Source organism: Rhizobium gallicum bv. gallicum R602sp (assembly GCF_000816845.1).
Taxonomy (GTDB): Bacteria; Pseudomonadota; Alphaproteobacteria; order Rhizobiales; family Rhizobiaceae; genus Rhizobium; species Rhizobium gallicum.
Window position 1 is genome coordinate 208,937 of the sequence record NZ_CP006880.1, and the last position, 23,933, is coordinate 232,869.

Consider the following 23,933-nt stretch of genomic DNA (forward strand, 5'->3'; position numbering starts at 1 on the left):
ATGACAGGAATTGCAAACGTTGACCAAAGTCGTCGAATACTTCTTTTCCATCGGTTCGCCCTGGTCCTACATTGGCTTCGACGCTTTCGTCGAACTTGCGACGAAAAGCGACGTCGAGATCAGGCCATATCTGACAACCGTCGTCGAAGAAAATGGCGGTATCTTTTCCCGCAATCGCCCGGAAATCCGCCGTGCCTACTGGACGCGAGACCTGAAACGCTGGGCGCGCGTGCGCGGCAAAGACCTGTGGCTGGAAAACCGTCCGGGACTGAGCGACCCTGCTCCTGCCTCTCTCATCGTCATTGCCGCCTATCTCGACGGGAAAGACTGGATCGGTCTTACGCGCGCTTTGCAGCGCGCCTTCTGGAGCGAAGCAAAGGATATAGGCAAGCCTTACATGCGCGAAGCCGTTGCGGACTCAGCCGGTTTTGACGGAACGGCCCTGTCGAAGCGGCAAGCGGACCAAGATGTACAGAGCAAATGGGCTACCGATCGACAACATGCCGTGAAGAGCGGAGTGTTTGGCTTCCCGACCTACCTTTACGAAAGCGAGATTTACTGGGGGCAGGACAATCTGCCTTTCCTTGAGCGTCACTTGAGAGGTGACAGGCCATAGCCCGATGTGAAACCGGCCTTGCGGCCAGATGCCAATATCGGACAACGGAATGGCTCCTCGGAACAAAGTGAGCTGTTCCACGGCAACCGGATGCAGGAACTCATGAGCGATAACAACGATAGACCAAAGGCCCTTGGTCCCAATACCCAGCTGGTCAGGGCTGGATACAACCCTTTCGATTATCACGGCTTCATCAATCCCCCCGTTACTCGAGCATCAACGGTGCTTTTCCCGAATGCGAAGGCGATGGAAAGACATGAGCAGAAGTACACCTACGCCACACGCGGGACGCCAACGACGGACGCCTTATGCGAAGCGGTGAACGAGCTCGAGGGGACGGCGGGAACCATCATCGTGCCTTCCGGCCTTGCCGCTGTCACGCTGGCATTTCTCGCTTATCTCTCTCCAGGCGACCATGCGCTGGTTGTCGATTCCGTCTATGGGAATGTCCGTCATTTTTGCGACACAATGCTTACCCGCTTTGGTGTGCAGGTCGAATACTACGATCCGTCCATCGGCGCTTCGATCGACTCGCTGTTCAAGCCGAATACGAGGCTTGTTCATCTGGAAGCGCCGGGCTCGAACTCTTTCGAGATGCAGGACGTGCCGGCCATCACAGCGGTCGCACACCGCCACGCGGCGGTGGTGACGATGGACAATACGTGGGCGACGCCACTGTACTTCCGGCCGCTCGACTTCGGCGTGGACGTTTCGATCCAGGCGGCCACCAAATATCCGGCCGGCCATTCCGATATTCTTTTGGGGACCGTTTCAGCCAACGCCGAACACTGGAAACGCCTCAAGTATGCGAATGGCGCGCTTGGCATATGCGGTGCCCCTGATGATGCCTATCAAGTATTGCGCGGGCTCCGCACCATGGGTGTCCGATTGGAGCGTCATCAGTCCAACGCGCTTGAGATAGCGCAATGGCTGGAAGCCCGCGACGACGTGGCGCGTGTCCTGCATCCCGCCCTGCCGAGTTTCCCTGGTCATGAGATCTGGAAACGCGATTTCAAAGGCGCAAGCGGAGTCTTCTCATTTGTGCTGGCTGTCGCGCGCACGGATGAATTCCAAGCAAAAGCACAGGCTTTCCTGAACGCCCTTTTGCTTTTCGGAATAGGCTATTCCTGGGGTGGCTTCCCGAGTTTGGCACTTCACGTCGATCTCAATGATCGGCGTATATTGCCGCCACCAGAGGAGGGACCCGTTCTGCGCCTCCATATCGGTCTCGAAGATGTCGTCGATCTTAAGGCGGACCTTGAGAAAGGATTTTCTGTGGCACGGGCGTCTCGATGATCGGCGCGCACTTGCTGTGTTATTGCGGATTTTGCGTTTATTGAGGGGGAGTGGTCAGCGGTTCGGTTCCCATCAAGAGCACGACTATCGCCGCTGTCGACTCGGACGCACATAGGTCTGCTTTCGCTTCCCTCCTGATCAGGTACCCCTCCGTTGAGGATCAGCCAGGTCAGTTCCGGTGACCGCCGTGAAAACTTCGGCAGCGCCTGCGTGGCCTCTCGTTTACCTCATGCCGCAATCTGGCATGCTACCTACTTTTGGTTTCCCGTTTCAATCAGCCGCCATGTGGATTTCAAGTGGTCACGCCTTGACTTTCGATCGGTCATCACCGTAGTTTCAAACGGTCATTTAAGGATTGAAGCTTTGGCGCTGTATCCAAGACTCGTTGAGCAACGCGTTGCCGACGCCATGTCAGACACGCGAGTCGTACTGATCGTCGGTCCCCGACAATCTGGAAAAACAACGTTGGCCAAGAAGATGGCCAACAAGGGGATGGAGTATTACACGCTGGACAATGCGACGACCCTGGACGCAGCGCGACAGGATCCAGTTGGCTTTGTAAGAGGCATGGATCGCGCCATCATCGATGAAATTCAGCGCGCTCCCGAGCTGTTGTTGGCCATCAAGGAAAGCGTGGATACCGACCAGCGCCCAGGGCGTTTCCTCCTGACCGGTTCAGCCAATCTAATGACGTTGCCACGCGTGGCAGACTCGCTGGCAGGGCGCATGGAGGTCGTACGATTGCTACCGCTTGCGCAAAGCGAGATCAGGACAGCCGGCAGCAGCTTCCTGCGCGACGCCTTTCAAAACGAAGCCAAAGCCGGAGAACCAATTGTCGGAGACGACCTGATGGCGGCGGTTCTGGCCGGTGGATATCCCGAGGCATTGGGCCGCAAAACCCTGAGCCGCAGACAGGACTGGTATGCGGATTATATCCAGGCGATCGTTCAACGCGACGTTCGCGATGTCGCGCAAATCGAGCAGATTGCTCAAATGCCGCGCCTGCTACGGATTCTGGCACAGCATTCGGGACAGCTCGTGAATTATTCCGGAATTGGCGCGGCCATCGGTATGAACCACATCACAACGCAAAAATATGTCGGCATCTTCGAGAGCCTGTTCCTCGCTCGAACCGTGCAGCCCTGGTTTTCCAACAAACTGAAACGCCTGACCAAAACACCGAAAATACATTTCCTCGATTCCGGTCTGCTCGCGTCTCTTCGGGACCTCTCTCTCGACCGCCTGCGCGACGACAGGGGTCAGTTCGGAGCGTTGCTGGAGACTTTTGTGTTTGGGGAGATCCTAAAACTCGCCAGCGGCGGGCATACCCGCTTCGAGTTTTCGCATTTTCGTGACAAGCAGCAGAACGAAGTCGATATCGTCATCGAAGACAGAAGCGGGAGAGTTGTCGGTATCGAGATAAAAGCGGCAGCATCCGTCTCGAGTTCCGATTTTTCCGGATTGCGAATTTTGGCCGAGGCATGTGGAGAACAATTTGTTTCGGGCATTGTCTTGTACGATCATAACAAGGTGATTCCATTCGGCGAACGCCTATCCGCCGTGCCAATTTCGGCGTTGTGGCATTAGCGCCTGGGAATTGCGCTTCAGTCTCCAGACCCGAGCATTCCTGAAAATTCGACGGTGTCGATGAAAAGGGCCCCCAGGTTGGATTCCCTTCAAGGTGACCATCGCGCAAAACTTCCCGTTGCCGTCAGCATTTCGTCGTTTTGCACCTTCGCCCAATTGAACGAAGCCGTGATGGGACTAAGCAAACTCGGTCCGCGACGAGCAACAAGCCCATCCGGCTCAAGCGCTTCCTTGAGGGTAGGCGTTTCCCCTAGGGAAATACCCCGATCCCGTTGGATGACTCTATGTCGCGTCGATTCTGCGAACCCCTCATAGTCGCGGAATGACCGTGCCGCCGACTGCGCGAGCGAGCGGCTCGCACGAGAACGGGTCAATCGAAGGGTTGGCTAGTAACTACTCGGCAGCGTCGAATGTTGGCACTCGTCTGGGGAAGAAGACACCCACCTCGTTTACCGCTTCCTCAATGCGCTTGCTGAGGTGCTCAGAAGCGACAGCATAGTCACGGAAATCACGATCCGATGCATAGACGGCTGTTGGGAGGGTGTGAGCCATGAAGAAGCCGAAAAGGGGGCGAAGTTGGTGCTCGACCATCAACGCGTGACGATCGCCGCCGCCTGTTGCGGTGATGAGGATTGGCTTAGATTTCAGTTCATGCGGATCAATAAGGTCTATCAGGTGCTTGAAGAGGCCCGGATACGAGCCCCTGTAGGTCGGCGCGCCGATGATAAGGACGTCGGCGGCGACAATTTCTTGCAGCACATGTTGTGCCTTTTCATCGAGCTGCTTGCGCCAAAGGGCAGCGCCAAGCGATGGCCCGACATCAATCATGTCGTAGACGTCGAAATCAAAGCCATACCGGCCGCTTACAACTTCGGCGACATGGCTGACCAGCGACCGAGTTTTCGAAGGCCGTTTGAAGCTCCCTGCAATCCCGACGATGTTTGGTGTTCTCATGTTTTTCCTCTCGATGCAGTCTTAAAGCTTCTTAAAGGGCAACGCCGTCCAAGACCTCGGCAATACCCCTGGTGCCCGGTGCGTGGCCCTCTAGCGCAAGCCTCGCTGCCGCTTGTTGGAATGCGGTGTTGAGAGGTGCCGCGACGCCGTGGATGCGGCCGAGCCGGACGATTTCACCATTCAGATAATCGACTTCGCTCGAAGTGCCGCGGGTGAAGCTTTGCCAGGTCGATTGCTGGCCGGGCTTGATGCCGCTCTCTGGTGCGACCCGCCAGGATGAGATGTCGATTTTCCATTCCGAGGGGGCCGCCGGATCATAACCGGCAGCAATGAGAACGGTCCGTGCCTCCTGCGCCAGGCTTGCTGCGGCCTTTGAGCGGATTTCGGAAGGGCCTGCGAAAAGCTCGACCGCATTGGTGACGTTATGCTCCAGCTTGGCCGCCTTCCATCGCCGGATGTCGGGCCGCGCTTCGGCGAGATAGCCCGCCTTTGAAAGATCCGTGACGATCGACAAAGCCGTGTCGTCGAGCCCTTCGGGGTAGCGCCCAAGGGCGACGATGCCGACATTCGGCTCGCCTCCGACGACGACTTCGCCGGTGACGGTGTAGTGGGCCGGAATGCGGATACTGGCTGCATAGACACGATCGAAGCGCCGTAGCGCGATGTCTTCCGCAGCCAGCCCGTTTTGCAATGTCACGAGGGGCAGTTCCGATGCAAATCCTCCACCCTCGACCTGCCGCCAGGCCCAGAATTCCGTGGCTGACTCAACATCCTGTGCCTTGACCGCGAGGACCAGAACATCACCCGGGTGAAGCGCCGGTGGAGCGGCCGTGTCGGCGGTGTTGAGCCGGAGCACACGGTGTCCGCCCGGCCGGCGATACGAGAGACCATAAGCCGCGATATGGGCAATCTGGGCGCCGCGCCCAACGAGCACATAGCGAATGCCATGTGTTTCGAATTCGGCAGCGAGGCTCGCGCCGACCGCGCCGGCGCCGATGATGATGTAGCGTGTCATGATCAGGCCGTCTTCAATACAGCGAGATTGACCGGAGGCGCCAAGGGCGCGTCCGCTTCGTTCTTCCAACGTTCGAAGGCGGCCCGCCCGAGAATGGAAACGGATGTGTCTTCCTGCGGGGCATGGACGAGCACCGACTGAATGTCCCGGAAATGGCGCTCCAGCCCCAGCTCGTTCCCGAGGCCGGGATTGCCGATGCCACGCACGGCGATCTGCACCGCGTCCCGCAGCTGCCGGCCGGCAAGCAGCCGGGCCCGAATGTGCTTTTCTGCCTCGGCTTGCTTGTCTTTCAGGGCATCGAAAATGATCTGCCGGGCGCCGGAGACGAGAAGGTCGATTTCGCCGGAAAGCGTCACGAAGCGTTCGGTGCGGGCGATCGGATGGCCGAGGTTGGTCGGAACGCGTTCGTGAGCAAAGCGGATGAACGCCTCCTGTGCCGCTTCGGCCACCCCGAGATAGAGCGCGGTCAGCGCCAGCGTGATTGCCGCGTGGGCGCGGTTGTCCTGCTGCGCAACGGATGGATCGACCAGATCGATGACATTCTCCCGCGGGATTTCCACGTCGGTGTATTCGACATCGTGGGAGCCGGAGGCACGCATGCCAAGGCTGTTCCAGTTCTCGATGACGCGAATGCCCGGAAGCTTGTTCGGAACGACGAATGTTCCGACGCGGGCAGGTGTTTCATCGGTGTGTGCCCAGACCAGGAAATGGGTCAGACCGTGCGCCCCGGTGACGAAGCGCTTGCGGCCGGTGATCGACCAGCCGGATGCGGTACGACGGGCAGCCGTTGCCGGCAGGCCGCCACGGGCCGGCGAGCCGAGTTCCGGTTCGACACGCGCGGCGTTGAGCAGCAGCGGATGCTGCTTGGCCTCAGTAAGCAGGCGCTTGTAGAGGTCCTCGGGCCAATGGCTTTTCGTTGCCTGGCCGAGGTGATTGAAGATCGTCATGGCGCTGATCAACGCGACCGATGGGTCACCGCGGCCGAGAGCCGCAAGGATCGTTGCGGCCTCGTGGAGCGTTGCGCCGGCGCCGCCGTATCTCGCCGCGACGGTGCTTTCGAGCAGGCCGCTTTGATGAACCGCTCGGATGCCCGCCCAGGGAAAATCCCCGGTCCGGTCCGCCTCGGGAGCTGCGTCCGCAAGAGCGCGCGTCGTCGCGCTCAGCAGGCTTGGATCGAAAGCCGTCCCGCGCGCAATCATCAGGCGGCGGCCTTCTTCTTTGCCTCTTCCCGCTCGCGTATGCCCTCGCGCACGAGGGGCAGGATATAGCGTCCGTAATCGACGGCATCGTTGAAATTGTCATAGCCGCGGATGGAGATCAGGTCGGCGCCGAGATCGATATAGTCGAGGATGGAATCGGCAATGGTGCGCGGTGATCCGACCAGTGCGGTCGTGGCGCCGGAGGCGTTGGTCGCCGTGACCGTCGGATACCAGAGGGCGCGATCGTGCACGTCGCCACGCGCGGCGATATCAAGGAGCCGCTGTGATCCGACATTGGCGGGGCGAGGGGCGGAGGGCGGCGCGCGATGAAGGCCCTTTTCCCGGTTGTCCTTGAGACGGTCGAGCACCCGGTGGGCCTTCTCCCAGGCCAGTTCGTCGGTTTCGGCAACGATCGGACGGAAGGTCACCCAGATCCGCGGCCGGTCCGTCCTGCCCGCCTTTGCCGCCTCGGCGTAGATACGTTCGATCTGCTGCTTGGTTTCCGCCAGCGGCTCGCCCCAGAGCCCGAAAATGTCGCCGAGTGATCCCCCGATGCGATAGGCGGCATCAGAAGAGCCGCCGACAGAAATCGGGATCAGCCCGTTCGTTGGGCGCACGGCGCTGCGGAACTGCTTGAACTGGTAATATTTGCCATCGAAATCGAAGGGCTCTTCCGACGTCCAGGCCTGACGCAGGATCCGGATATATTCTTCCTGCCGCTCGTACCGCTCCTCTTTGTTGAGAAAGTCGCCTTCGCGGGCCTGCTCGTCATCGCTGCCGCCGGCAATAAAGTGGACGACGACGCGTCCGCCGCTCAGTTGATCAAGGGTTGCCAGCGATTTGGCCGCGACCGTGGGGTAAACTGTGTTGGGCCGCAGCGCGACGATGATCTTGATGTTTTTCGTGTGCGCCAGAACCGTGGCGCCGATCGTGAAAGGGTCGAAGGACGAGGAGGAATACGGGATCAGCGTGTAGTTGAAGCCATAGTCATCGAGGGCACGCGAGTAGCGCTCGAGATAGTGGGGATCGACCGGAGCGTCCAGGATGGGATTGAGGTCGTTCGAGGCGTTGGGAAAGCTGACGCTGATGAATTCCGCGGACATGGGAGCTCCTCTGATTGTCGATGGTGGTCGAAAATTAGGCGGCAGACAAACACTAAGGAAGACAGGTCTTTCTATTTCTACTGAAACTATAGAAAATATCTCTCATCCACGGTCGCCGGCCGTTAAGATCCGGTGTAGGTCCTACCAGTCAGGCCACCAGCCGAGGCTCGGCGCGACGGTCCCAGCAAGGTCGGTCAGCAGCTGGATATTCTCGACGAGGCTGAAGGCCGGCGGCAAGAAGAGAACGATTTCGTCGGCCGCGGCGAGCCCGGGATCACTTAGCACTGCTTCGATTACCTGATCCGGTGTGCCGTGGAAGACGGGCGATATCTGACTCCCTGGCGGCTGGTTGGTCCGCGAGCTCGGTTCGAGAGCGCCCTTCGGCCGCGATGCGGCGATCCCTTGGGTACGGCGCTCGAGATCATAGGCTGCGTATTTCTCGCGAAGCTCCGGCGTCGTGCCGACCAGGACCGAAGCCGCGACGGCGACCGGTGGCGGCTCGCTCGTCCGCTGCTTTCGCCAGTTAGCCCGGAAGGCCTCGATGCAACGGGCCTGATAGCTTCCGAAGCTCTCACCCTCGGCTTGATCGTGCTGTACCGTCCCGGCGATCAGGCCGATGCCGAGTTCGGCGGCCTGGATCGCCGAGCCGAGGCTGGCGGAGCCTTGACGGATGCGCGAGCGAAGGGTCGGGCTGTGCGGTGTCACCCTCAACTGGCTGCCTTCTGCGGCACCCTGGCCGGGCTCTGCCACGGTGTGAAGAATTTCGCCGGAGATCGCGGAGAGAAAACGCGCCTGACGGCGCTTGGCTTCCGTCCGGGCATCGGTTTCGACCGTGACGAACACGGCATCGAAGGCTGCGTTGGTGCCGGTCGAGATCGCCAATTCCAATCGGCCGCCGATCAAGAGGTCGGTCGTGCCTGCGGCTTCCGCCAGCAGAATAGGATCCTGATAGCGCATCGGAATGACGGCTGAGCCCAGCACGATATGGCTGGTATGCTGACCTGCCGCGGCAAAGAAGGGCAGCGGCGAGGATAGATAGTGGTCGAAATGCCGCTGATAGGCCCAGCCTGACTGGTAGCCCAGGCGTTCGGCCGCCTTGAAAAGCTCGATGCCCTCCCGCAAGCCATGGGCGGGGCCGGTTTCATCGTTGAACGAGACGCGCGTGTTGAACCCGAGGCGCTTCTTCGGACGGAATGACGCCGACGGTGCCGGGGCGGGGGCGATGACGGTCATGCGATCTTTTCCTCATTGAAGATCTGCCGCTGCTGCAGAGGCTGGGTTCGCGCAAAAAACGCGCGGTCCCTGACGGGATCGATTCCAGCAGCGAGCGGGTGTAGGGCTGGCGGGGCCTGTCGAAGATCTCTCCGACAGTGCCGTGCTCGACGATGCGGCCGCGCTGCATGACCGAGACCGTGTGGGCAAGCTGGCGCACCAGCGCCAGATCATGCGAAACGAAAACATAAGTGAGGCCGAGCTTGACCTGCAGCGACAGCAGCACTTCGACGATGTCGGCCTGAACGCTGACGTCGAGCGCCGAGGTAGGCTCGTCAAGCACGATCACATCGGGTCTCAGGACAAGCGACCGGGCGATGGCAACGCGCTGGCGCTGGCCGCCCGACAGGGCGGCGGGCTTGCGGGACAAGAGATGCTCGCCCAGGCCGACCTCTGCGAACGCCTTGCGCACCGCGAGTGCCCGCTCCTGATGTGTTCCCATCTTGAAGCGGTCCAGCGGCTCGCGCACGATTTTCTCGACGGTCCAGGTCGGATCGAGGGATGTAAACGGGTTCTGATAGACAAGCTGCAGGTGGCGCCAGACAGAGCGAAGCTGCTCGGGGGATCGACCGTTCACCTGTTCGCCGCCAACGACGATCTTTCCGGTATCGGGTTGCTCCAGTCCGAGCAGAAGCCGGATTGCCGTCGTCTTTCCGGATCCGGATTCCCCGACCAGCGCATGCGTCGTGCCCGCCTGAACCTCGAACGAGACGTCGTTGACGGCGGTCAGAACCTTGCCGTCGACGGTGAAGCTCTTCGTTACGCCGCTGACCTCGATCTTCGGTGCCTTGTCGCGCCTCGCGACAAGCTGCCGAAAACCGGGCTCTCGCAATGGCCTGTAACGGTCAGGATTGAGCGCCGGCACGTCGCCATGCAGTTTTCTGGCGTAGGACGAGGAAGGGGCAGAGAATACGGTAGTGGTGTTTCCGGCTTCCTGGATCGCGCCGTCCTTGAGGACGACAATGGAATCCGCGCGCTCGGCTGCGATCGCCAGGTCATGGGTGATCAGGAGAAGGCTGATCTGCAGCTCCTCCTGCAGCTTCGACAGCAGGTCGAGAATTCGCTTCTGGATCGTCACATCGAGTGCGGAGGTCGGCTCGTCTGCGACCAGCAGCGACGGCCGCGGCAGAACGGCGAGACCGATCAGAACGCGCTGGAGCATGCCGCCGGAAAGCTGGTGGGGGTAGGAGCCATAGACACGCTGCGGATTGTCGAGCCCGACCTGCGCGAATGTCTCCAAAATGAGCGCCTTGCGAAGCGCCTTGTCCGGTTCGTCCAGCAGTGCGGCGGCTTCCATTGCCTGGGCGCCGATGGTGCGGACCGGATTCAGGGAATTGCCGGGATCCTGCGGTACGAAGCCGATCCTGCGTCCCCTGACCGGGCGGAAGCGGCGCTCCGGAAGCCCCAGAAGTTCTTGGCCATCGAATTCGACGCGGCCGGTGGCGTGTCCCGTTGCGGGTAGCAGCCGCAGGACGGCGCGGGCAATGGTGGATTTGCCTGATCCGGATTCGCCGATCAGCGCGAGACTTTTGCCGCGTCCAAGCTCGAAGCCGACATTGGTCACAACCTCGTGGGTGCCGTAGGCTACCGACAATCCTTCGGCCCGCAGCAACGGGGACAATGGGAGATTCAAAAACGTGGTCAGTCTGTCTTGCGGAGCCATCGGCTGATCCTGTTTACAGAGAGAACGGTTGCGATCGTGACGAGGGCCGGCGTGTAAACCAGCCAAGGCCATTTGAGGTAATCCTTGCCGATCGAGATCAGCAGGCCCCAATCGGAAGCAGGCGGCGGGTCGCCGTAGCCAAGGAAGGCAAGGCTGGCGATCACCAGGATGGAATCGCCGAACTGCAGGACGGCAAGCGGCAGCACCGATCGCGATGCGTTCGGAAGCATGTGGCGCCATAAAATGTGCCAGCGCGACCCGCCGAGAAGGAAGGACGATTCGACGAATGTTGCCTGCCTCGTCTTGATGACTTCGGAGCGCATCACCCGGGCGAAAAGAGCGACGGCCGAGACGCCCGTCGCGATTGCCGCATTCGTCGTGTCGAAACCGATTGCGGTGACGACGATGACGGCAAGCAGGAATTTGGGAATTGCCAGCAAGACATCGACGAGGCGGGCAAAAACCGTGTCCACCCAGCCGCCGAAGAAGCCGGCCAGCAGCCCGATAATTCCGCCGGCGACAACGCCGATCACGACCGCGATCAGCGCGCTCGCCACAGATGAGGCCGTGCCATAGACGACGCGTGCGTAGAGGTCGCGGCCGAGATGATCGGTGCCGAACCAGTGCGCCGCACTTGGGCCGAGCAATTTCTGGGCGGGGGTGCCGTTCAACGAATCGTAGCTCGTGAAGAGGCCAGGCGCCAAGGACCAGGCGATCGCCAGGGCGACGACCAGGAACGACAGGATCACGACCAGCGGCACACGCAGGCCCGTCAGGCGGCCGATCGGCGTCACACGCGGAGTGGAAGAGAGGGAGGCGAGCGTCATGGGGTCACCGCCTTGGAGATGGGGAGAGAACTGTCATCAGCGGTCGTCGGCCGACGCTGCTGCGAGCCGAGGAGTTTTACGCGAGGATCGAGCAGCGGGTAGGTGAGATCGGCGATCAGATTGACGACGACGAAGACCACCGCGGCGAGCGAAACGACCGCCTGTAGAACCGGCAGGTCCTGAGTGCTGACCGACCGCTGCACCAGGCTGCCAAGCCCGTTGCGGCCAAACACCGTCTCGGTGATCAGCGAGCCCCCGAGCAGCTCGCCGATCGTCAGAGCGACGACGGTGATGACGGGCAGCGATGACGGCTTCAGCAGGTGCATGACGAAGAGCCGCATCTGGCCAAGTCCCCGGCCGCGTGCGACGGCGGCGTAGTCCTGGCCGGACTCATGGTCGAGATTGGCAATCAGGACTTCGGCAATCTGCGCCGAGATCGGAATGCCGAGGGCGATCGCTGCGAAAAGCGTTGCCCAGAGGCTGTCGGGCTCGATGACGCGAAAGACGCCCAGCTGGAAGCCGAAGAGGTGGATCAGCACCAGGCCGATCACGAAGTTCGGAACCGACAGGAACAGCGAGGGGAAGCCGCGCAACAGACCTTGGCCGAACCGCGGCGGCAAAAATTGTGTGCCGTAAGCGATGATCGTTGCCAGGAAAAGTGCTACCGCAAGGCCCGCCGAGGCAAGCACGAGCGTCGACGGCAGAACCTCGCCGATCAGCGTCGCCACCGGCCTGTTGGTCCGCATCGACAGGCCGAGATCGCCGGTCACGAAGCCGGAAAAGGCGTTCCACAGCTGCACGGGTATAGGCTTGTCCAGTCCCTGCGCAGCGATGATCTCCTTGATCTCATCCGGCGTGAAGCCGTTTTGTGGGTTGTTCAGGACATTGGTAATCGGATCGCCGGGCAGGATGCTGACGACGACAAAGGTGAAGACATAAGACAGCAGGATCACGACGATCGCCTGCAGCAGCCGCTTTCCGGCATAGTTGAAATAGGCTTTGCTCATGCCCATCACCTCTGTGTCTGTTGAATTGCCGAGCTATTCGCTCTTCGTTGCCGTGTAGTAGCTGGCATAGGCGACGCCGTTGTAGACTTCGCCCTTGAGCTTCGGCGACTGCACGTAGATGCGCTGGACGATCTGCGTTCGCGGAATGAAATAGCCCTGGTCGAGGACATATTTCTGCAGCTCGTCGAGAAGCGGCTTGCGAGCTTCGATGGAGCCGGCGCCGGCGATCTTGTCGCGCAGATCGTTGAGGGTCTTGTCGCTCTCGTCGAGCGCAAACCAGTTCTCGCCATTGTTGGCGTTGGTCAGGATGCCGGCGACGGTGCCGGCATCGATGAAGGAGCGCGTCACCTCATAGGCAGGCACTCCGGCGCCGCCATACTTGACCTTCTGGCCGAACGTGACGACGTCATAGGCGCGGATTTGGACCTTCCAGCCGATCTTGCCGAGCTGCTGCGAAATCAGTTCGTCAATCGACTTCGACGTTGCGAGGTAGGGGTTTGAGTTCAGCGTCAGCAACAGCGGCTTGCCATCCTTGACGCGGATGCCATCCGAGCCCTTCTTCCAGCCTGCCTCGTCGAGAAGCTTCTCCGCCTTTTCAGGATTGTAGGCCAGCAGCGCCCTCTGGTCGGTCGCGCCCGGAACATTGCTCTGGATGAACGACGTCGCAAGCTTCCAATCGGGCGTATAGACGGTGTCGATGATTTCCTGGCGATTGATGCCGGTCTGAAGTGCCTGGCGAACCTTCACGTCGTCATAAGGGGCAAGCTTGGTGTTGATCGCCCAGCCATTGACGAAGCCGAGATAGCGAGGCGTCGCCACCGTCAGGCCTTCCGACTTGAGGGATTCAAGCTCCTGAGGCGACGCGTTGTAGGCGACGTCGGCCTGACCAGACTGGACTGCGGCAACGCGCAGCGACGGTTCGGAGACGAGCTTGTAGGTGATCGTATCGAGATGGGCAGGACCGGTCTGGCCGACCGCTACCGGCCCCCAGTTGTAGTCCTTGCGCTTGGCGAGCGTGACGTAGTCGCCCTCCTTCCAGGACTCGACGACATAAGGGCCGCTGCCGGAGGTCTTGCTCAGGTCCGCCTGGGCGCTCGCCGGCGAGGCGATGGTCTTCGGGGAGATGAGGATCGAGCCGTGATAGCCGAGCGTCGGGATGAAGCCGAGGGTCGGCTTCTTGAAGAAGACCTTCACGGTCGTCGCATCGACGGCTTCGGCGTGATCGTACGTCTTGGGGAAGAGGCCGATCGGATTGATACCCTCGCTCTTGCGACCGGCATACCAGATGTCGAGATTGGCAACGACGGCTGCCGCATCGAGCGGGGTGCCATCGGAGAAGGTCACGCCGGTCCTTAGATGCAGGGTGAATTCGGTGGCATTGTCGTTCTGCTCCCAGCGTTCGGCGATCCACGGGCTGACCTTGCCATCGGCGTCGACATAGAGAAGCTTGTCGGTCACATGACCCCAGATATGGCCCTGAAAGCTGGAGATCGCGCTGTTGTTGGGAATCCAGGTGTCGCCCAGGGAGTCGATCAGGAAGACGACGTCTCCGCCATCATGCGCTCCGTCCTCAGCCAGGGCCGGGGTTACACCAGCTGTCGCGACCAGAGCGGCAAATGCCAGTGCAGAGGTGGCGGTCAGCAGACGACGCCGGGAAAGAAGAGGGCGGAAAGAGCGGTCGTTCATGAAGCGGTCCTGTTTGGTTGCCGGGCTGATTGCAAACAGGAGCCTAGGGCAGTGGATCGATTTCGAGAAAGACTGGTTGTTCTTTTTCGACTAAATTTGTAGATTATTTTATCATGGCAATCTGAAGCACGAGGATCAGGATTTCCGGCAATTGCTAGCGCGATGAGCGCGATCGCTCAGGCGTTCTGTTCCTCGATGAACGCCATCCCGTCGAGAATGCGCACCGGCGGCAATTCTCCGGCATAGCGCTGGACATCGACCTTTGTCAGCTGTCCGGTTGAGGCCTGGGCAAGCTGAGACGTGCCAACATCACGGGTGAGGATATTCGGGTTGCCATGAATGCACATGGCCATTTCGGCATTAACATCGTCAGGCTCGAACCAAGCGCCGGTGGCAAGCTGCATCACTCCAGGTTTCACATTCCCGCTGATCACCGCAGCCGCCAAACAACTGCCGCGGGCGTTGAACAGCCTGACGATATCGCGATCCGAAATGCTGCGCTCGGCTGCATCTGCCGGGTTGATGCGCACCGGTTCGCGGCCGTTGATCTTGGTCGAGCGGCTGAAGTCGCCGTAGTCCAGCTGACTGTGCAGGCGCGAGTGGGGCTGATTGCAGACGAGATAGAGGGGATAGCGACCCTCCGCCGCCTTGGCCGTCGGGTCCGGTTCAAACCAGCGCGGATGGCCGCGGCAATCGTCGTAACCAAAGCTCTCGATCGTTTCAGAGAAGATTTCGATCTTGCCAGATGGCGTGGGCAGCGGATTGGCGTCCGGATCGGTCCGGAATGCGCGCGCAGGGCCGCCATCGTCAGGCTTTACCGGGAGCTGCAGTTCGCCCATCTCCCAGAACGTGTCGAAATCCGGCGCCGGGCGACCAGCGGCGGTGAGTGCGGCGCGTGTTGTCTCGAAGAGGAAAGCGAGCCACTCGCGGCTCGACCGGTTCTCGGTGAATTCTCCGCGCTTGCCGAGGCGTTCTGCGATATCTGCGAATATCTCATAGTCATCGCGTGCCTCGCCGACTGGTTCGATCAGCCTCTTCATTGCGATCATCATCGGATCGCGGTCGGCCGCACCGATATCGTCACGCTCAAGCGTCGTGGTCGCGGGCAGGACGATATCGGCGTGGCGTGCCGAGGACGTCCAGGCCGTCTCGTGCACGATGATCGTCTCCGGCTTCTTGAACGCCTGGCGAAGCCTGTTGAGATCCTGATGGTGATGGAACGGGTTGCCGCCCGCCCAGTAGACGAGGCGGATGTCAGGATATCGCAGACCCTGGCCATTGTAGTGGAACGGTTCGCCCGGGTTCAGCAGCATGTCGGCGATCCGTGCGACGGGAATGAAGTCCGGCACCGGATTGTGGAATTGCTTGAGCGTCGGGAGGGGAACGGCCAGTTGGCTTTTGCCGATATTGCCGAGCGCGCCGAGCGAATAAGAGAAGCCGCCGCCATCGAGCCCGATCTGGCCGAGCATGGCCGCCAGCACGATCCCCATCCAAACTGGCTGTTCGCCGTAGTCGGCGCGCTGCAGGGAATGGCTGACGGTGATCAGCGTTCGGGCGTCGGCCATGCGCCGCGCCAGATCCACGATCGTATCGGCAGCGATACCGCAGATGCCGGCTGCCCATTGCGGGCTCTTCTCGACACTATCCTCGCGTCCCAGCAGATAAGCCTCGAAGCGTGAATAGCCTGTCGTATAGCGGTCGAGAAATTCCCGGTTATGGCGCCGCTCACTGACGAGGACGAAGGCGATCGCGAGCATGAGCGCGACGTCGGTTCCGGGAATGACCGGCAGCCATTCGGCATCGAGATCACTCGCAATGTCGTCCTTGAGCGGGCTTATGAGTACGAAGCGCGCGCCGCGTGCACGGGCACCGCTTAGCGCCGGGCGCACGACGTGCCGGCTGATGCCGCCGCCATGGACATCGGTATTCTTGACCGCCATGCCGCCGAAGGCAACGACCAGCTCGCTGCTGCGCTCGATCGCGTCCCAGGTGACGCTCTTTCGGTCGAAGCTATCGTAAGGGCCGAGCACATGCGGAATGATGACCATTGCCGCGCCTGAACTGTAGGTATTGACCGATCTGACATATCCGCCGAGTACGTTGAGAAAACGGTGGATCTGGCTTTGGGCATGGTGAAACCGCCCTGCGCTGGACCAGCCGTACGAGCCGCCGAAAATGGCCCGCGGTCCGGCTTCGGCGTGAACACGGCGAAGCTCGTTGGCGACAAGATCGAGCGCTTCCGGCCAGCTGACCTCGACATAACCGTCACTCCCGCGTTTTCCGGCATTGTCGGGCTTGCCTTCAAGCCAGCCGTGCCTGACGGCCGGGCGCCGGATGCGGGCGGGACTATTGGCGATTGCGGGTAGATTGCCGAGCAGGGGAGATGGGTGGGGGTCGGCGGGATGCGGACGGATTTCGAGAGCTTCGCCCTGATGCCGTCCATAGAATGCGCCCCAATGAGAGCTGTGGGGTTTGAAGCCGTCCATCGCACCGTCTCCCGTGAACAACGTTGGAAAGATCGGCAACACTCACACCGGCAGGATCTTGCCGGGGTTCATGATGCCCTGGGGATCGATGGCTTGCTTCAGAAGGGCCATCAGCTCGACGGCGTCTCCGTGTTCCTGGCGTAGATAGCCGATCTTGCCTGTGCCGACGCCATGTTCCCCCGTCGAGGTTCCGCCTACGGAGATTGCGTGTTCGACCATCGCCTTGTTGATGGCCGCGACCTCGGCGAGTTCCGCCTTGTTCTCGGGATCCACGGCGAAGACCACATGATAGTTGCCGTCGCCGACATGGCCGAGAATGGCAGCGGGAAAACTGCAGCCCTGCAACAGGGCGCGGGTCCTGAAAATGCAGCCGCTGAGTTCCGATACCGGAACGCAGACGTCGGATGACCAGCCCTTGGCATTCGGTCGCTGCGAGACGACTGCGTAGAAGGCGTTATGTCGGGCCTTCCAGAGGCGATTTCGCTCCTCCGGCGCATTGGCCCATTCGAAACCCTTGCCGCCGTGATCCTTGACGATTTCCGCAACCAGTTCGATCTGCTCCTGAACCGAGGCAGGAGACCCGTGGAATTCGAAGGCGAGGGTATCTTCGATCTTCAGCGAGAGGCCGGAATAGGCGTTGGCGGCGGCAATCAGGCCGCGGTCCATCAGCTCCATCCGCGCGACCGGGATGGCAAGCTGCACGATCGCGATCGCGGCCTTCACCGCCTGCTCCACGCTCTCGAAGGAGCAGAGGGCTGCCGAAATAGTTTCCGGAACGCCCTGGAGCCGCAAGGTGACTTCGGTGATGATACCGAGCGTGCCTTCCGAGCCGACGAAAAGGCGCGTGAGATCATAGCCGGCAGACGATTTGCGCGCCCGGCCACCGGTGCGAATGACTTGACCCGTTGGCAACACGACGGTCAGCGACAGCACATTTTCGCGCATGGTGCCGTAGCGCACGGCGCTGGTCCCCGATGCCCGTGTCGCCGCCATGCCGCCAATCGACGCGTTGGCGCCAGGGTCGATCGGGAAGAACAGGCCCTGGTCGCGCAGATGCGCGTTGAGCTGCTCGCGCGTGACGCCGGCCTGGACGGTGCAGTCGAGATCTTCGGCGCTGACGCGGATGATCTGTGACATCTGTGAAAGATCGATCGAAACGCCACCGCGCACCGCGGTCAGGTGCCCCTCGAGCGAGGTTCCGGCGCCGAAAGCGATGACAGGCACGCCTGCCGCAGCGCAGAGCCGGACGGTTTCGGCTACGTCGTCGGTGCTTTGCGCAAATACCACGGCATCCGGGATTGCCGGCGTGTGATGGGATTCGCCGCGGCCATGCTGCTCGCGCAGCGACTGCGAGATCGAGAAGCGATCACCGAACCTCGCCAGCAATTGGCGCGATAACTCAGCGGATAGGATGCCCATCTTCACTTCCTTTTTCGGTGCTGACCGTGCCAGCCGAAATCGTGCCCATGCCGTCACGATCAGGCATGGATGCAGATTGACCAGTACCAAGTCTCAACAGGCGAGCTGTCAGACGGCGATCTTCTCGCCGTTCAGGTGGCGCTCAAGGAAGGGCAGGCTATCCTGCCCCCAGTAAAGTTCGTCTTCGTAACGAAACGTCGGAAGGCCGAAGACGCCTGATTTCTTGGCGCTTTCGATATTGGATCTCCAGATCGATTGGGTGGCCTCGGCCTTGGCGCGTTCTTCGAGCTTTGCCCCGTCGATCCCTACAGAACTGGCGATCGCCTGACGCACCTCGCTCTGCCCGATATCCGCCGCGTCCGTCCAGAATGCCGTCTGCAGCGCACGGGTGAGCCCGAGCCAGTCCAAGCCGTCCTCGATGGCGGCGATGACCATGAAACCCGCGGGCGTGGGATCGGACAGTGCAGCGCGATTTTCGAAGTTCAGCGTCTTGCCGCGCAGGAATGCCCAGCGCTTCAGGTCCTTGGTCCAGTAGGCGCGCCGGGCTTCAGGCCGGTTGCGCGAATAGATGCCACCATTGTCCTCGATCAGACAAATGACGTGTGGCCGGATCACGGCGCCATGCCTGGACGCGAGTTCCGAAAAAGCATCAAGGCCGATGAATGCCCACGGGGAGCCGACGCCGAAGAAGTAATCAATAACCTTTGCCATGTTCCGCCTGTTCAGGACTTCGTTGAAGGATGTGCCGCGTCGAATACGAAAAGCGCGCAGTCCCTGGCGGTCAGCACAGCCTGGGGATCGCGCCCGACGGCAACTGTAGCCAGGGCGCCCTCGTAGAGAAGGGAAAGATGAGCGGCCGGCTGGGCTGCCTCTACACCCGCTCTTTCCATCAGCGCGCGAAACATCTGGCTGACCGCGGCCTTGTGGGCACGCGCGACGGTAACAACGCGTTCGGAATCGCCGTGCTCGGCCACTGCGAGAGCAAACGCGCATCCGCGAAACTCGGGGCTGTCCGCCTTCTCATGCAGCCGCTCGAAGATGAGATTGAGCTGATCCCGCGGGCTCGCGACTTCGTTCAGAACCTCTTGCAAAGAGCGGATGACCCGCTCGTGACGGTCCTGAAGATAGGCCGCCACGAGATGATCCTTGGATGGGAAATGCCTATAGAGCGTTGCCTTGGCAACCTTGGTTTCTTCGATGATGCGGTCGATGCCGACAGCGCGGATGCCTTCGCGGTAGAAGAGTGCGCCGGCAGACGCGAGGATGTGATCTGAAATGGAAGCTTTCATCGAACTGCTTGCGGAGCCTTCTCAAAACGTGCGCCCTGACATGCGAGTGCAGCACGAGAGGTTTCTATGCGCGCCAACCGACAAGAGAAAGACAGGTCATTCCGTTTGGATGCGTCGTTGGAGATGTTTTTGCTCTGACGCCTGTGGAAGCGTCTTTTAACCTGCGACCCTTCACGCGCATGCGGGGATCCCAGGTCGAGCTGCCGCAGTAGGCCTCGCTATCTCCAAAATCGATCGGCCGGAGGCCTAGACGATGATCTAGGGGATGGAGCCGTGACTTATAGTCAGTATTCGCCGGCTTCGGCGACTAATGGGGAAAACCACTCTTCCGCCAGATGCGGCGAGCGAATGACGAGCTTCGCGCGGCGGTGAAAGAAGCCTGAACTAACCAATGGACCGGTTGCTGAACGGCAGATCCGACACATGCGTCATGTAGCGGATTTTCCGCTCCCGGCCCCGAATTAGTCATTATAGCCCAGCCCAAGTTCTTGGGCCGCCCAACGAATTTCTTGCGAAGGGAATTTGCAACAGCAGGGTCGCTGATTCTGACCCGTTCAAGAGCACGGATGCAGGCTCGAAGCGACGCACCTGTTAAAATGGGCAAGACGGGACATCGCTTTTCAAGTCCTATCAAAGGCCAGCTAGGTCAGAAGCGGAAGCAACTGGTGACCCTGCCGTTTAATTTCCGAAAGGTATGGCGTATCTGAGAGCACAAACTGGGTGATCCCAAGCTCTTCATATCTGCGCAACGATCGCGCAACGTCTTCTGCTGAGCCAACCAGCCAAGTCGTTCCCGCTCCACCTCCACCAAATTTGCCTGGCGCCGTATAGAGATTGTCGTCTAGCACGTCGCCTTGCCGTGCAAGATCCAGGAGGCGTTGCTGACCAACGGCAATGCCGTGGCGATGATCCTGCCAGCTTCCCGCCGCTCCCTTGGCCATTTTGGCAACCTTCGCTTCCGCATCCGCCCAGGCTTGCTCCGTCGTGTCGCGAACAAGAGTGGTGATCCTCAGGCCGAATTCCAGTGGCGGCAGATCGCGATCAAGTGCCTTGCTGAGCGTCTTCAGCCGATCGATCCGCTGTCGCACGCCATCAAGCGGTTCGCCCCAGAAGAGCTGCACGTCGGCCTCGGTCGCCGCAACCCGTTCGGCAGCCTCGGAGGCACCTCCGAAATAGAGTTTGGGATGGCGGCGATCACCAATCGGTGCGAGCTTCGGAGCTACAGTGGACCCGGCCACCTGAAAGTGCTTACCAGTGAAGGTGACGTTTTCTTCTGTCCACAGCCTGCGGACCAGCCGCATGAATTCCTTGGTCCGCGCATAACGATGCGCCTGATCGCCTTCCTGGTCTCCATAGGCTGCAAGCGCGTCCGGCCCGGATACGACATTGACCCGAACGCGGCCGCCGCTCAGGTGATCGAGGGTTGCCGCTGAGGAGGCAAAATTTGCTGGCCTCCAATAGCCCGGCCGAACCGCAATCAGTGGCTCGAAAGTCGTTGTCCGGGCGACGAGCGCAGTGGCGATGGTGAAAGTATCGGGCCGTCCCCAGCCCGTGCCGATGAGAGCGCCTTTCCAGGCATGCTGTTCCAGAGCTTCTGCCTGGCTCGTCAGGGTGTCCAGGCTGTTGTGATCCGGATCAGCCACATCGCCTCGGTGGCCGGCTTTGACGTCGTTGGGAATGTACCAGAGAAATTCGGAGCGGCTGCTCATGATCTGTCCGTTACCTGATTTCGAAGTCTTCCTTCGTCGAGCAATATCCTGACTGTCTTCGCCGCGTTCAGGCGCATCTCGACGGCAGCATGATCGGAATAAAAGGCATTGTGCGGCGTGATCACCAGCCGTCCGGCAAGCCAGTCCTCACGGTTACGCCACGCCGTCAGCAACGGATGGTCACCGGGCGGCTCCTTGACCAGCGTATCGATTGCTGCGGCGGCCAGGTGTCCGCTCCGCAGCGCGGCCTCAAGCCCGTCGAGATCTTCGATCAACTCGCCGCGTGCGGTGTTGACGACGATCGCGCCGGGCTTCAGTCGGGCAAGACCATCAGAGTTCAGGAGGCCGCGCGTCTCGGCGTTCGCCGGGCAATGGAGCGTAACGATGTCAGACTGAACGAGAAGCTCCTCCAGTCGCTCCGTGCGTTCATAGCCGATCGCTTTTTCATGTCCTGGCGGCTGACCGGGATCATAGCCAAGGATGCGGAAGCCGAAAGGTCTGAGCCGGTTGATCACCGCGGTTCCGATCCGCCCGACGCCGACAATGCCTACGGTCGCCCGGTTGGATCGGCAAAGTGGTTTGAGGCTGTGGATCTGCCATCCCGACGTGTAGCCACGGGCACGAGCGTCGTGTTCCCAAAGCCGTCGATGCAAGGACAGGATCATCGCGAGCGCGTGATCGGCGACTTCTTCAGTGCCATAATCGGGGTTGTTGGCAAAGGGGATGCCGGCGCTGCGGAGCGCGGCGAGATCGATTTTCTCGTAGCCGACACCATAACGAACCACGCCCCTGCAGCGGGTCAGGTGCGAAATGCTTTTTTGCCCAAGCGGTGCCCCCCAGACCATCAAGGCGTCGAGCCTGGCCAGGCGATCGGGGGCGAATGATGCTTCGTCCGTGCTGGCGAAGAAGTCTATCTCGACATCATTGCCGAGCACCTCCGCTTCAAGATCGGGCGCGCCGATCATGTGGTCGGTTATCCCGACCACGTATTTCTTACGATCTGTCATTCTAGTCCCGATGCTTTCGCGCTAGCGCGTCATCCCCCATTTCGTCACGGTTCGCTGCTCGAGCTGGCGGAACAAGACGTTTTCGACCATCAGGCCGAAGAGGATGACCATGATCAACCCCGCGAACACCCGGTCGGTGTAGAGTTCGTTCCGGTTCTGAAAGATGTACCAGCCAAGCCCACCCTTGCCCGAGGAGGCGCCGAAGACGAGCTCGGCGGCAATCAGGGTGCGCCAGGCGAAGGCCCAGCCGATCTTGAGCCCAGCAATGATCGATGGCAGCGCAGCCGGCACAAGGATCAGCAACACATACCGCAAGCCGCGCAGTCCGTAGTTGCGGCCCGCCATCCGCAGCGTTTCCGGCACACCGGTGAAGCCGGTATACATGTTGAGCGCCAGCGGCCAGAGCACCGAATGGATCAGCACGAAGACGAGACTTGCCTGTCCCAGACCGAACCAGAGGAGCGCCAGCGGCAGCAATGCGATCGGCGGCAAGGGATTGAGCATGGAGGTGAGCGTCGACAGGATGTCGCGTCCGACCTGAGTTGAAACGGCAAGCGACGTCAGCACGAAGGCCAGAACGACCCCTGCCGCGTAGCCTTTGATCAGGACTTCCAGCGAGGTCACGGCTCGGCTTGGAATGATGCCGTTGGAAATATCCTCCACCAAGGCTTTCATCGAGGCGGTGAACGACGGCAGGAGGAGCTCATTTCCCTGGAGCCTGGCCGCAATTTCCCACAGGAGAGCAAGGCAGATCAGGATAAGGCTCTTCCTCAGCCAAGCGTACTGCCAGAGGCGCTGGTATATCGGCAACACCTCTTCGCTTTTCGTCTCGGCAAGCGGCTCGAGCGGTCGCTCATATTCTGGCCGGACCGGTGGTATGGGGCGCGTCATCGTTTCTAGGCCGGGGCTCAAGATGTCACTCATGGCTGGCTCCATCGGCTGCTCCGGCCTCCTCAAAGAGGAGCCGGTGGATGCGGTTGGCAGCCGCTTGGAATTGCGGGCTTCCGCCACTTTTCATACCCCATTCATGGCTGTTGATCTCGGCCCGCATCCGCCCGGGATGCGGCGACAGGAGCGCGATACGATTGCCGACCACCAGAGCTTCCTCGATAGAGTGCGTGACAAACAGCAGGGTGAAGCGAACTTCTTCCCAGAGCGCCAGGAGCTCTTCCTGCATCTTGCGCCGGGTTAGCGCGTCCAATGCAGCGAATGGTTCGTCCATCAGCAGGACGCGGGGCTCCATCGCGAGCGCCCGTGCGATGGCCACGCGTTGCTTCATGCCGCCGGACAGCGTGTTCGGGTAGGCATTGGCGAAAGGACTCAGGCCGACTTTCTCGATATAGTGCTCGGCGCGTTCGGCGGCTTCCTTGCGGTTGAGGCGGCCTGAAGCCCGCACCGGGAACGCCACGTTGTCCCGCACCGTCTTCCATGGCGGCAACTGGTCGAATTCCTGGAAAACAACGACGCGATCTGGACCGGGACCGTGCACCGGCCGTCCGTCTAGCAGGATCCGTCCCTGGCGAGGTGCAATGAAGCCGCCGACGGCTTTCAGCAGGGTGGACTTGCCGCATCCCGAAGCGCCGAGCAGGACGAAGCGATCGGCTTCCCAAACATCGAAGCTGACATTTTGCGTTGCGCGTACCACCCGACCGGGCGCCTGGTATTCGAGGCTGACGCCCTCGACCGAAAGAAGGGGCGGGGAAGGCGGAACACCGTTCTCCCGAACGGGTGCAGACATGCCGTCCATTCTCAATTCCATCAGGTTGACGGCCCAGAACCGGCTTGCATCGCGGTCAGT

19 protein-coding genes and 1 pseudogene are annotated in these 23,933 nt (G+C 60.9%); 3 read left to right on the top strand and 17 right to left on the bottom strand.

Translation table 11 applies throughout. The annotated features are described in order from the left end of the window. Positions 1–19: 19 nt before the first annotated feature. The 3 genes from RGR602_RS24325 (at position 20) to RGR602_RS24335 (ending at position 3,499) form a co-directional block, all read left to right on the top strand. Positions 20–616 (top strand): 2-hydroxychromene-2-carboxylate isomerase, encoded by a 597-nt coding sequence (locus RGR602_RS24325; RefSeq protein ID WP_040116443.1) that lies wholly within the window; start codon positions 20–22, stop codon positions 614–616. 6 nt (positions 617–622) lie between these two features. Then, on the top strand, positions 623–1,912 hold the full coding sequence (locus RGR602_RS24330; protein WP_407692060.1) for a cystathionine beta-lyase: 1,290 nt from the start codon (positions 623–625) through the stop codon (positions 1,910–1,912). A gap of 363 nt (positions 1,913–2,275) precedes the next feature. Beyond that, complete coding sequence (locus tag RGR602_RS24335) at positions 2,276–3,499, top strand: ATP-binding protein (RefSeq protein ID WP_040114635.1); 1,224 nt, start codon at positions 2,276–2,278, stop codon at positions 3,497–3,499. 393 nt (positions 3,500–3,892) lie between these two features. Here RGR602_RS24335 and msuE read toward each other — a convergent pair whose 3' ends face one another. From msuE to RGR602_RS24420, 17 genes and pseudogenes are all read right to left on the bottom strand, one after another. Continuing rightward, the gene (msuE, locus tag RGR602_RS24340; RefSeq protein ID WP_040114636.1) at positions 3,893–4,453 is read right to left on the bottom strand and encodes an FMN reductase; all 561 of its coding nucleotides are present in this window, start codon (positions 4,451–4,453) and stop codon (positions 3,893–3,895) included. A 31-nt stretch (positions 4,454–4,484) separates the two neighbouring features. After that, positions 4,485–5,468 carry a ketopantoate reductase family protein gene (locus tag RGR602_RS24345; RefSeq protein ID WP_040114637.1) on the bottom strand — a complete coding sequence of 328 codons (984 nt, stop codon included), beginning with the start codon at positions 5,466–5,468 and terminating at the stop codon, positions 4,485–4,487. 2 nt (positions 5,469–5,470) lie between these two features. Continuing rightward, entirely contained in the window at positions 5,471–6,667 is a 1,197-nt protein-coding gene (locus RGR602_RS24350; RefSeq protein WP_040114638.1) for an acyl-CoA dehydrogenase family protein, read from the bottom strand. After that, a complete protein-coding gene (locus RGR602_RS24355; protein WP_040114639.1) occupies positions 6,667–7,770 on the bottom strand; it encodes an LLM class flavin-dependent oxidoreductase in 1,104 nt (367 codons plus the stop codon). Before RGR602_RS24355 ends, RGR602_RS24350 begins: the two co-directional genes overlap by 1 nt. Before the next feature lie 141 nt (positions 7,771–7,911). Beyond that, a complete protein-coding gene (locus tag RGR602_RS24360; RefSeq protein ID WP_040114640.1) occupies positions 7,912–9,003 on the bottom strand; it encodes an LLM class flavin-dependent oxidoreductase in 1,092 nt (363 codons plus the stop codon). Beyond that, a pseudogene (locus tag RGR602_RS24365) lies at positions 9,000–10,705 on the bottom strand (ABC transporter ATP-binding protein). Before RGR602_RS24365 ends, RGR602_RS24360 begins: the two are co-directional and overlap by 4 nt. Further along, positions 10,684–11,532 carry an ABC transporter permease gene (locus RGR602_RS24370; RefSeq protein WP_040114641.1) on the bottom strand — a complete coding sequence of 283 codons (849 nt, stop codon included), beginning with the start codon at positions 11,530–11,532 and terminating at the stop codon, positions 10,684–10,686. The pseudogene RGR602_RS24365 and the gene RGR602_RS24370 overlap by 22 nt, the downstream one beginning before the upstream one ends. Next, positions 11,529–12,539: an ABC transporter permease gene (locus RGR602_RS24375; RefSeq protein WP_040116446.1), complete on the bottom strand. Its 1,011-nt coding sequence runs from the start codon at positions 12,537–12,539 to the stop codon at positions 11,529–11,531. Before RGR602_RS24375 ends, RGR602_RS24370 begins: the two co-directional genes overlap by 4 nt. Before the next feature lie 33 nt (positions 12,540–12,572). Then, positions 12,573–14,225, bottom strand: coding sequence for an ABC transporter substrate-binding protein (locus tag RGR602_RS24380; RefSeq protein WP_040114642.1), 1,653 nt, complete (start codon positions 14,223–14,225; stop codon positions 12,573–12,575). 176 nt (positions 14,226–14,401) lie between these two features. Beyond that, positions 14,402–16,711, bottom strand: a complete 2,310-nt coding sequence (locus tag RGR602_RS24385; RefSeq protein WP_040114643.1) for a molybdopterin guanine dinucleotide-containing S/N-oxide reductase — start codon at positions 16,709–16,711, stop codon at positions 14,402–14,404. Positions 16,712–16,753: 42 nt separating this feature from the next. Continuing rightward, complete coding sequence (locus RGR602_RS24390; RefSeq protein ID WP_040114644.1) at positions 16,754–18,130, bottom strand: FAD-binding oxidoreductase; 1,377 nt, start codon at positions 18,128–18,130, stop codon at positions 16,754–16,756. A 108-nt stretch (positions 18,131–18,238) separates the two neighbouring features. Then, complete coding sequence (locus tag RGR602_RS24395; RefSeq protein ID WP_040114645.1) at positions 18,239–18,841, bottom strand: 2-hydroxychromene-2-carboxylate isomerase; 603 nt, start codon at positions 18,839–18,841, stop codon at positions 18,239–18,241. Between the two features lie 11 nt (positions 18,842–18,852). Then, on the bottom strand, positions 18,853–19,419 hold the full coding sequence (locus RGR602_RS24400; RefSeq protein WP_040114646.1) for a TetR/AcrR family transcriptional regulator: 567 nt from the start codon (positions 19,417–19,419) through the stop codon (positions 18,853–18,855). A 641-nt stretch (positions 19,420–20,060) separates the two neighbouring features. Beyond that, entirely contained in the window at positions 20,061–21,128 is a 1,068-nt protein-coding gene (locus RGR602_RS24405; RefSeq protein WP_040114647.1) for an LLM class flavin-dependent oxidoreductase, read from the bottom strand. Continuing rightward, a complete protein-coding gene (locus tag RGR602_RS24410) occupies positions 21,125–22,135 on the bottom strand; it encodes a C-terminal binding protein (protein ID WP_040114648.1) in 1,011 nt (336 codons plus the stop codon). The genes RGR602_RS24405 and RGR602_RS24410 overlap by 4 nt, the downstream gene beginning before the upstream one ends. Positions 22,136–22,156: 21 nt before the next feature. Continuing rightward, positions 22,157–23,059 carry an ABC transporter permease gene (locus tag RGR602_RS24415; protein WP_208867276.1) on the bottom strand — a complete coding sequence of 301 codons (903 nt, stop codon included), beginning with the start codon at positions 23,057–23,059 and terminating at the stop codon, positions 22,157–22,159. Further along, positions 23,052–23,882 (bottom strand): ABC transporter ATP-binding protein, encoded by an 831-nt coding sequence (locus RGR602_RS24420; RefSeq protein WP_133939975.1) that lies wholly within the window; start codon positions 23,880–23,882, stop codon positions 23,052–23,054. The genes RGR602_RS24415 and RGR602_RS24420 overlap by 8 nt, the downstream gene beginning before the upstream one ends. Between the last annotated feature and the right edge of the window lie 51 nt (positions 23,883–23,933).

Excerpts from the sequence above, each read along its gene's own strand:
- RGR602_RS24385 (WP_040114643.1), bottom strand. The coding sequence starts at position 16,711 with ATGGACGGCTTCAAACCCCACAGCTCTCATTGGGGCGCATTCTATGGA.
- RGR602_RS24370 (WP_040114641.1), bottom strand. The coding sequence starts at position 11,532 with ATGACGCTCGCCTCCCTCTCTTCCACTCCGCGTGTGACGCCGATCGGC.
- RGR602_RS24410 (WP_040114648.1), bottom strand. The coding sequence starts at position 22,135 with ATGACAGATCGTAAGAAATACGTGGTCGGGATAACCGACCACATGATC.
- RGR602_RS24415 (WP_208867276.1), bottom strand. The coding sequence starts at position 23,059 with ATGAGTGACATCTTGAGCCCCGGCCTAGAAACGATGACGCGCCCCATA.
- RGR602_RS24345 (WP_040114637.1), bottom strand. The coding sequence starts at position 5,468 with ATGACACGCTACATCATCATCGGCGCCGGCGCGGTCGGCGCGAGCCTC.
- RGR602_RS24420 (WP_133939975.1), bottom strand. The coding sequence starts at position 23,882 with ATGGACGGCATGTCTGCACCCGTTCGGGAGAACGGTGTTCCGCCTTCC.
- RGR602_RS24400 (WP_040114646.1), bottom strand. The coding sequence starts at position 19,419 with ATGAAAGCTTCCATTTCAGATCACATCCTCGCGTCTGCCGGCGCACTC.
- RGR602_RS24350 (WP_040114638.1), bottom strand. The coding sequence starts at position 6,667 with ATGATTGCGCGCGGGACGGCTTTCGATCCAAGCCTGCTGAGCGCGACG.
- RGR602_RS24375 (WP_040116446.1), bottom strand. The coding sequence starts at position 12,539 with ATGAGCAAAGCCTATTTCAACTATGCCGGAAAGCGGCTGCTGCAGGCG.
- RGR602_RS24380 (WP_040114642.1), bottom strand. The coding sequence starts at position 14,225 with ATGAACGACCGCTCTTTCCGCCCTCTTCTTTCCCGGCGTCGTCTGCTG.
- RGR602_RS24360 (WP_040114640.1), bottom strand. The coding sequence starts at position 9,003 with ATGACCGTCATCGCCCCCGCCCCGGCACCGTCGGCGTCATTCCGTCCG.
- RGR602_RS24405 (WP_040114647.1), bottom strand. The coding sequence starts at position 21,128 with ATGAGCAGCCGCTCCGAATTTCTCTGGTACATTCCCAACGACGTCAAA.
- RGR602_RS24395 (WP_040114645.1), bottom strand. The coding sequence starts at position 18,841 with ATGGCAAAGGTTATTGATTACTTCTTCGGCGTCGGCTCCCCGTGGGCA.
- RGR602_RS24390 (WP_040114644.1), bottom strand. The coding sequence starts at position 18,130 with ATGGGCATCCTATCCGCTGAGTTATCGCGCCAATTGCTGGCGAGGTTC.
- msuE (WP_040114636.1), bottom strand. The coding sequence starts at position 4,453 with ATGAGAACACCAAACATCGTCGGGATTGCAGGGAGCTTCAAACGGCCT.
- RGR602_RS24355 (WP_040114639.1), bottom strand. The coding sequence starts at position 7,770 with ATGTCCGCGGAATTCATCAGCGTCAGCTTTCCCAACGCCTCGAACGAC.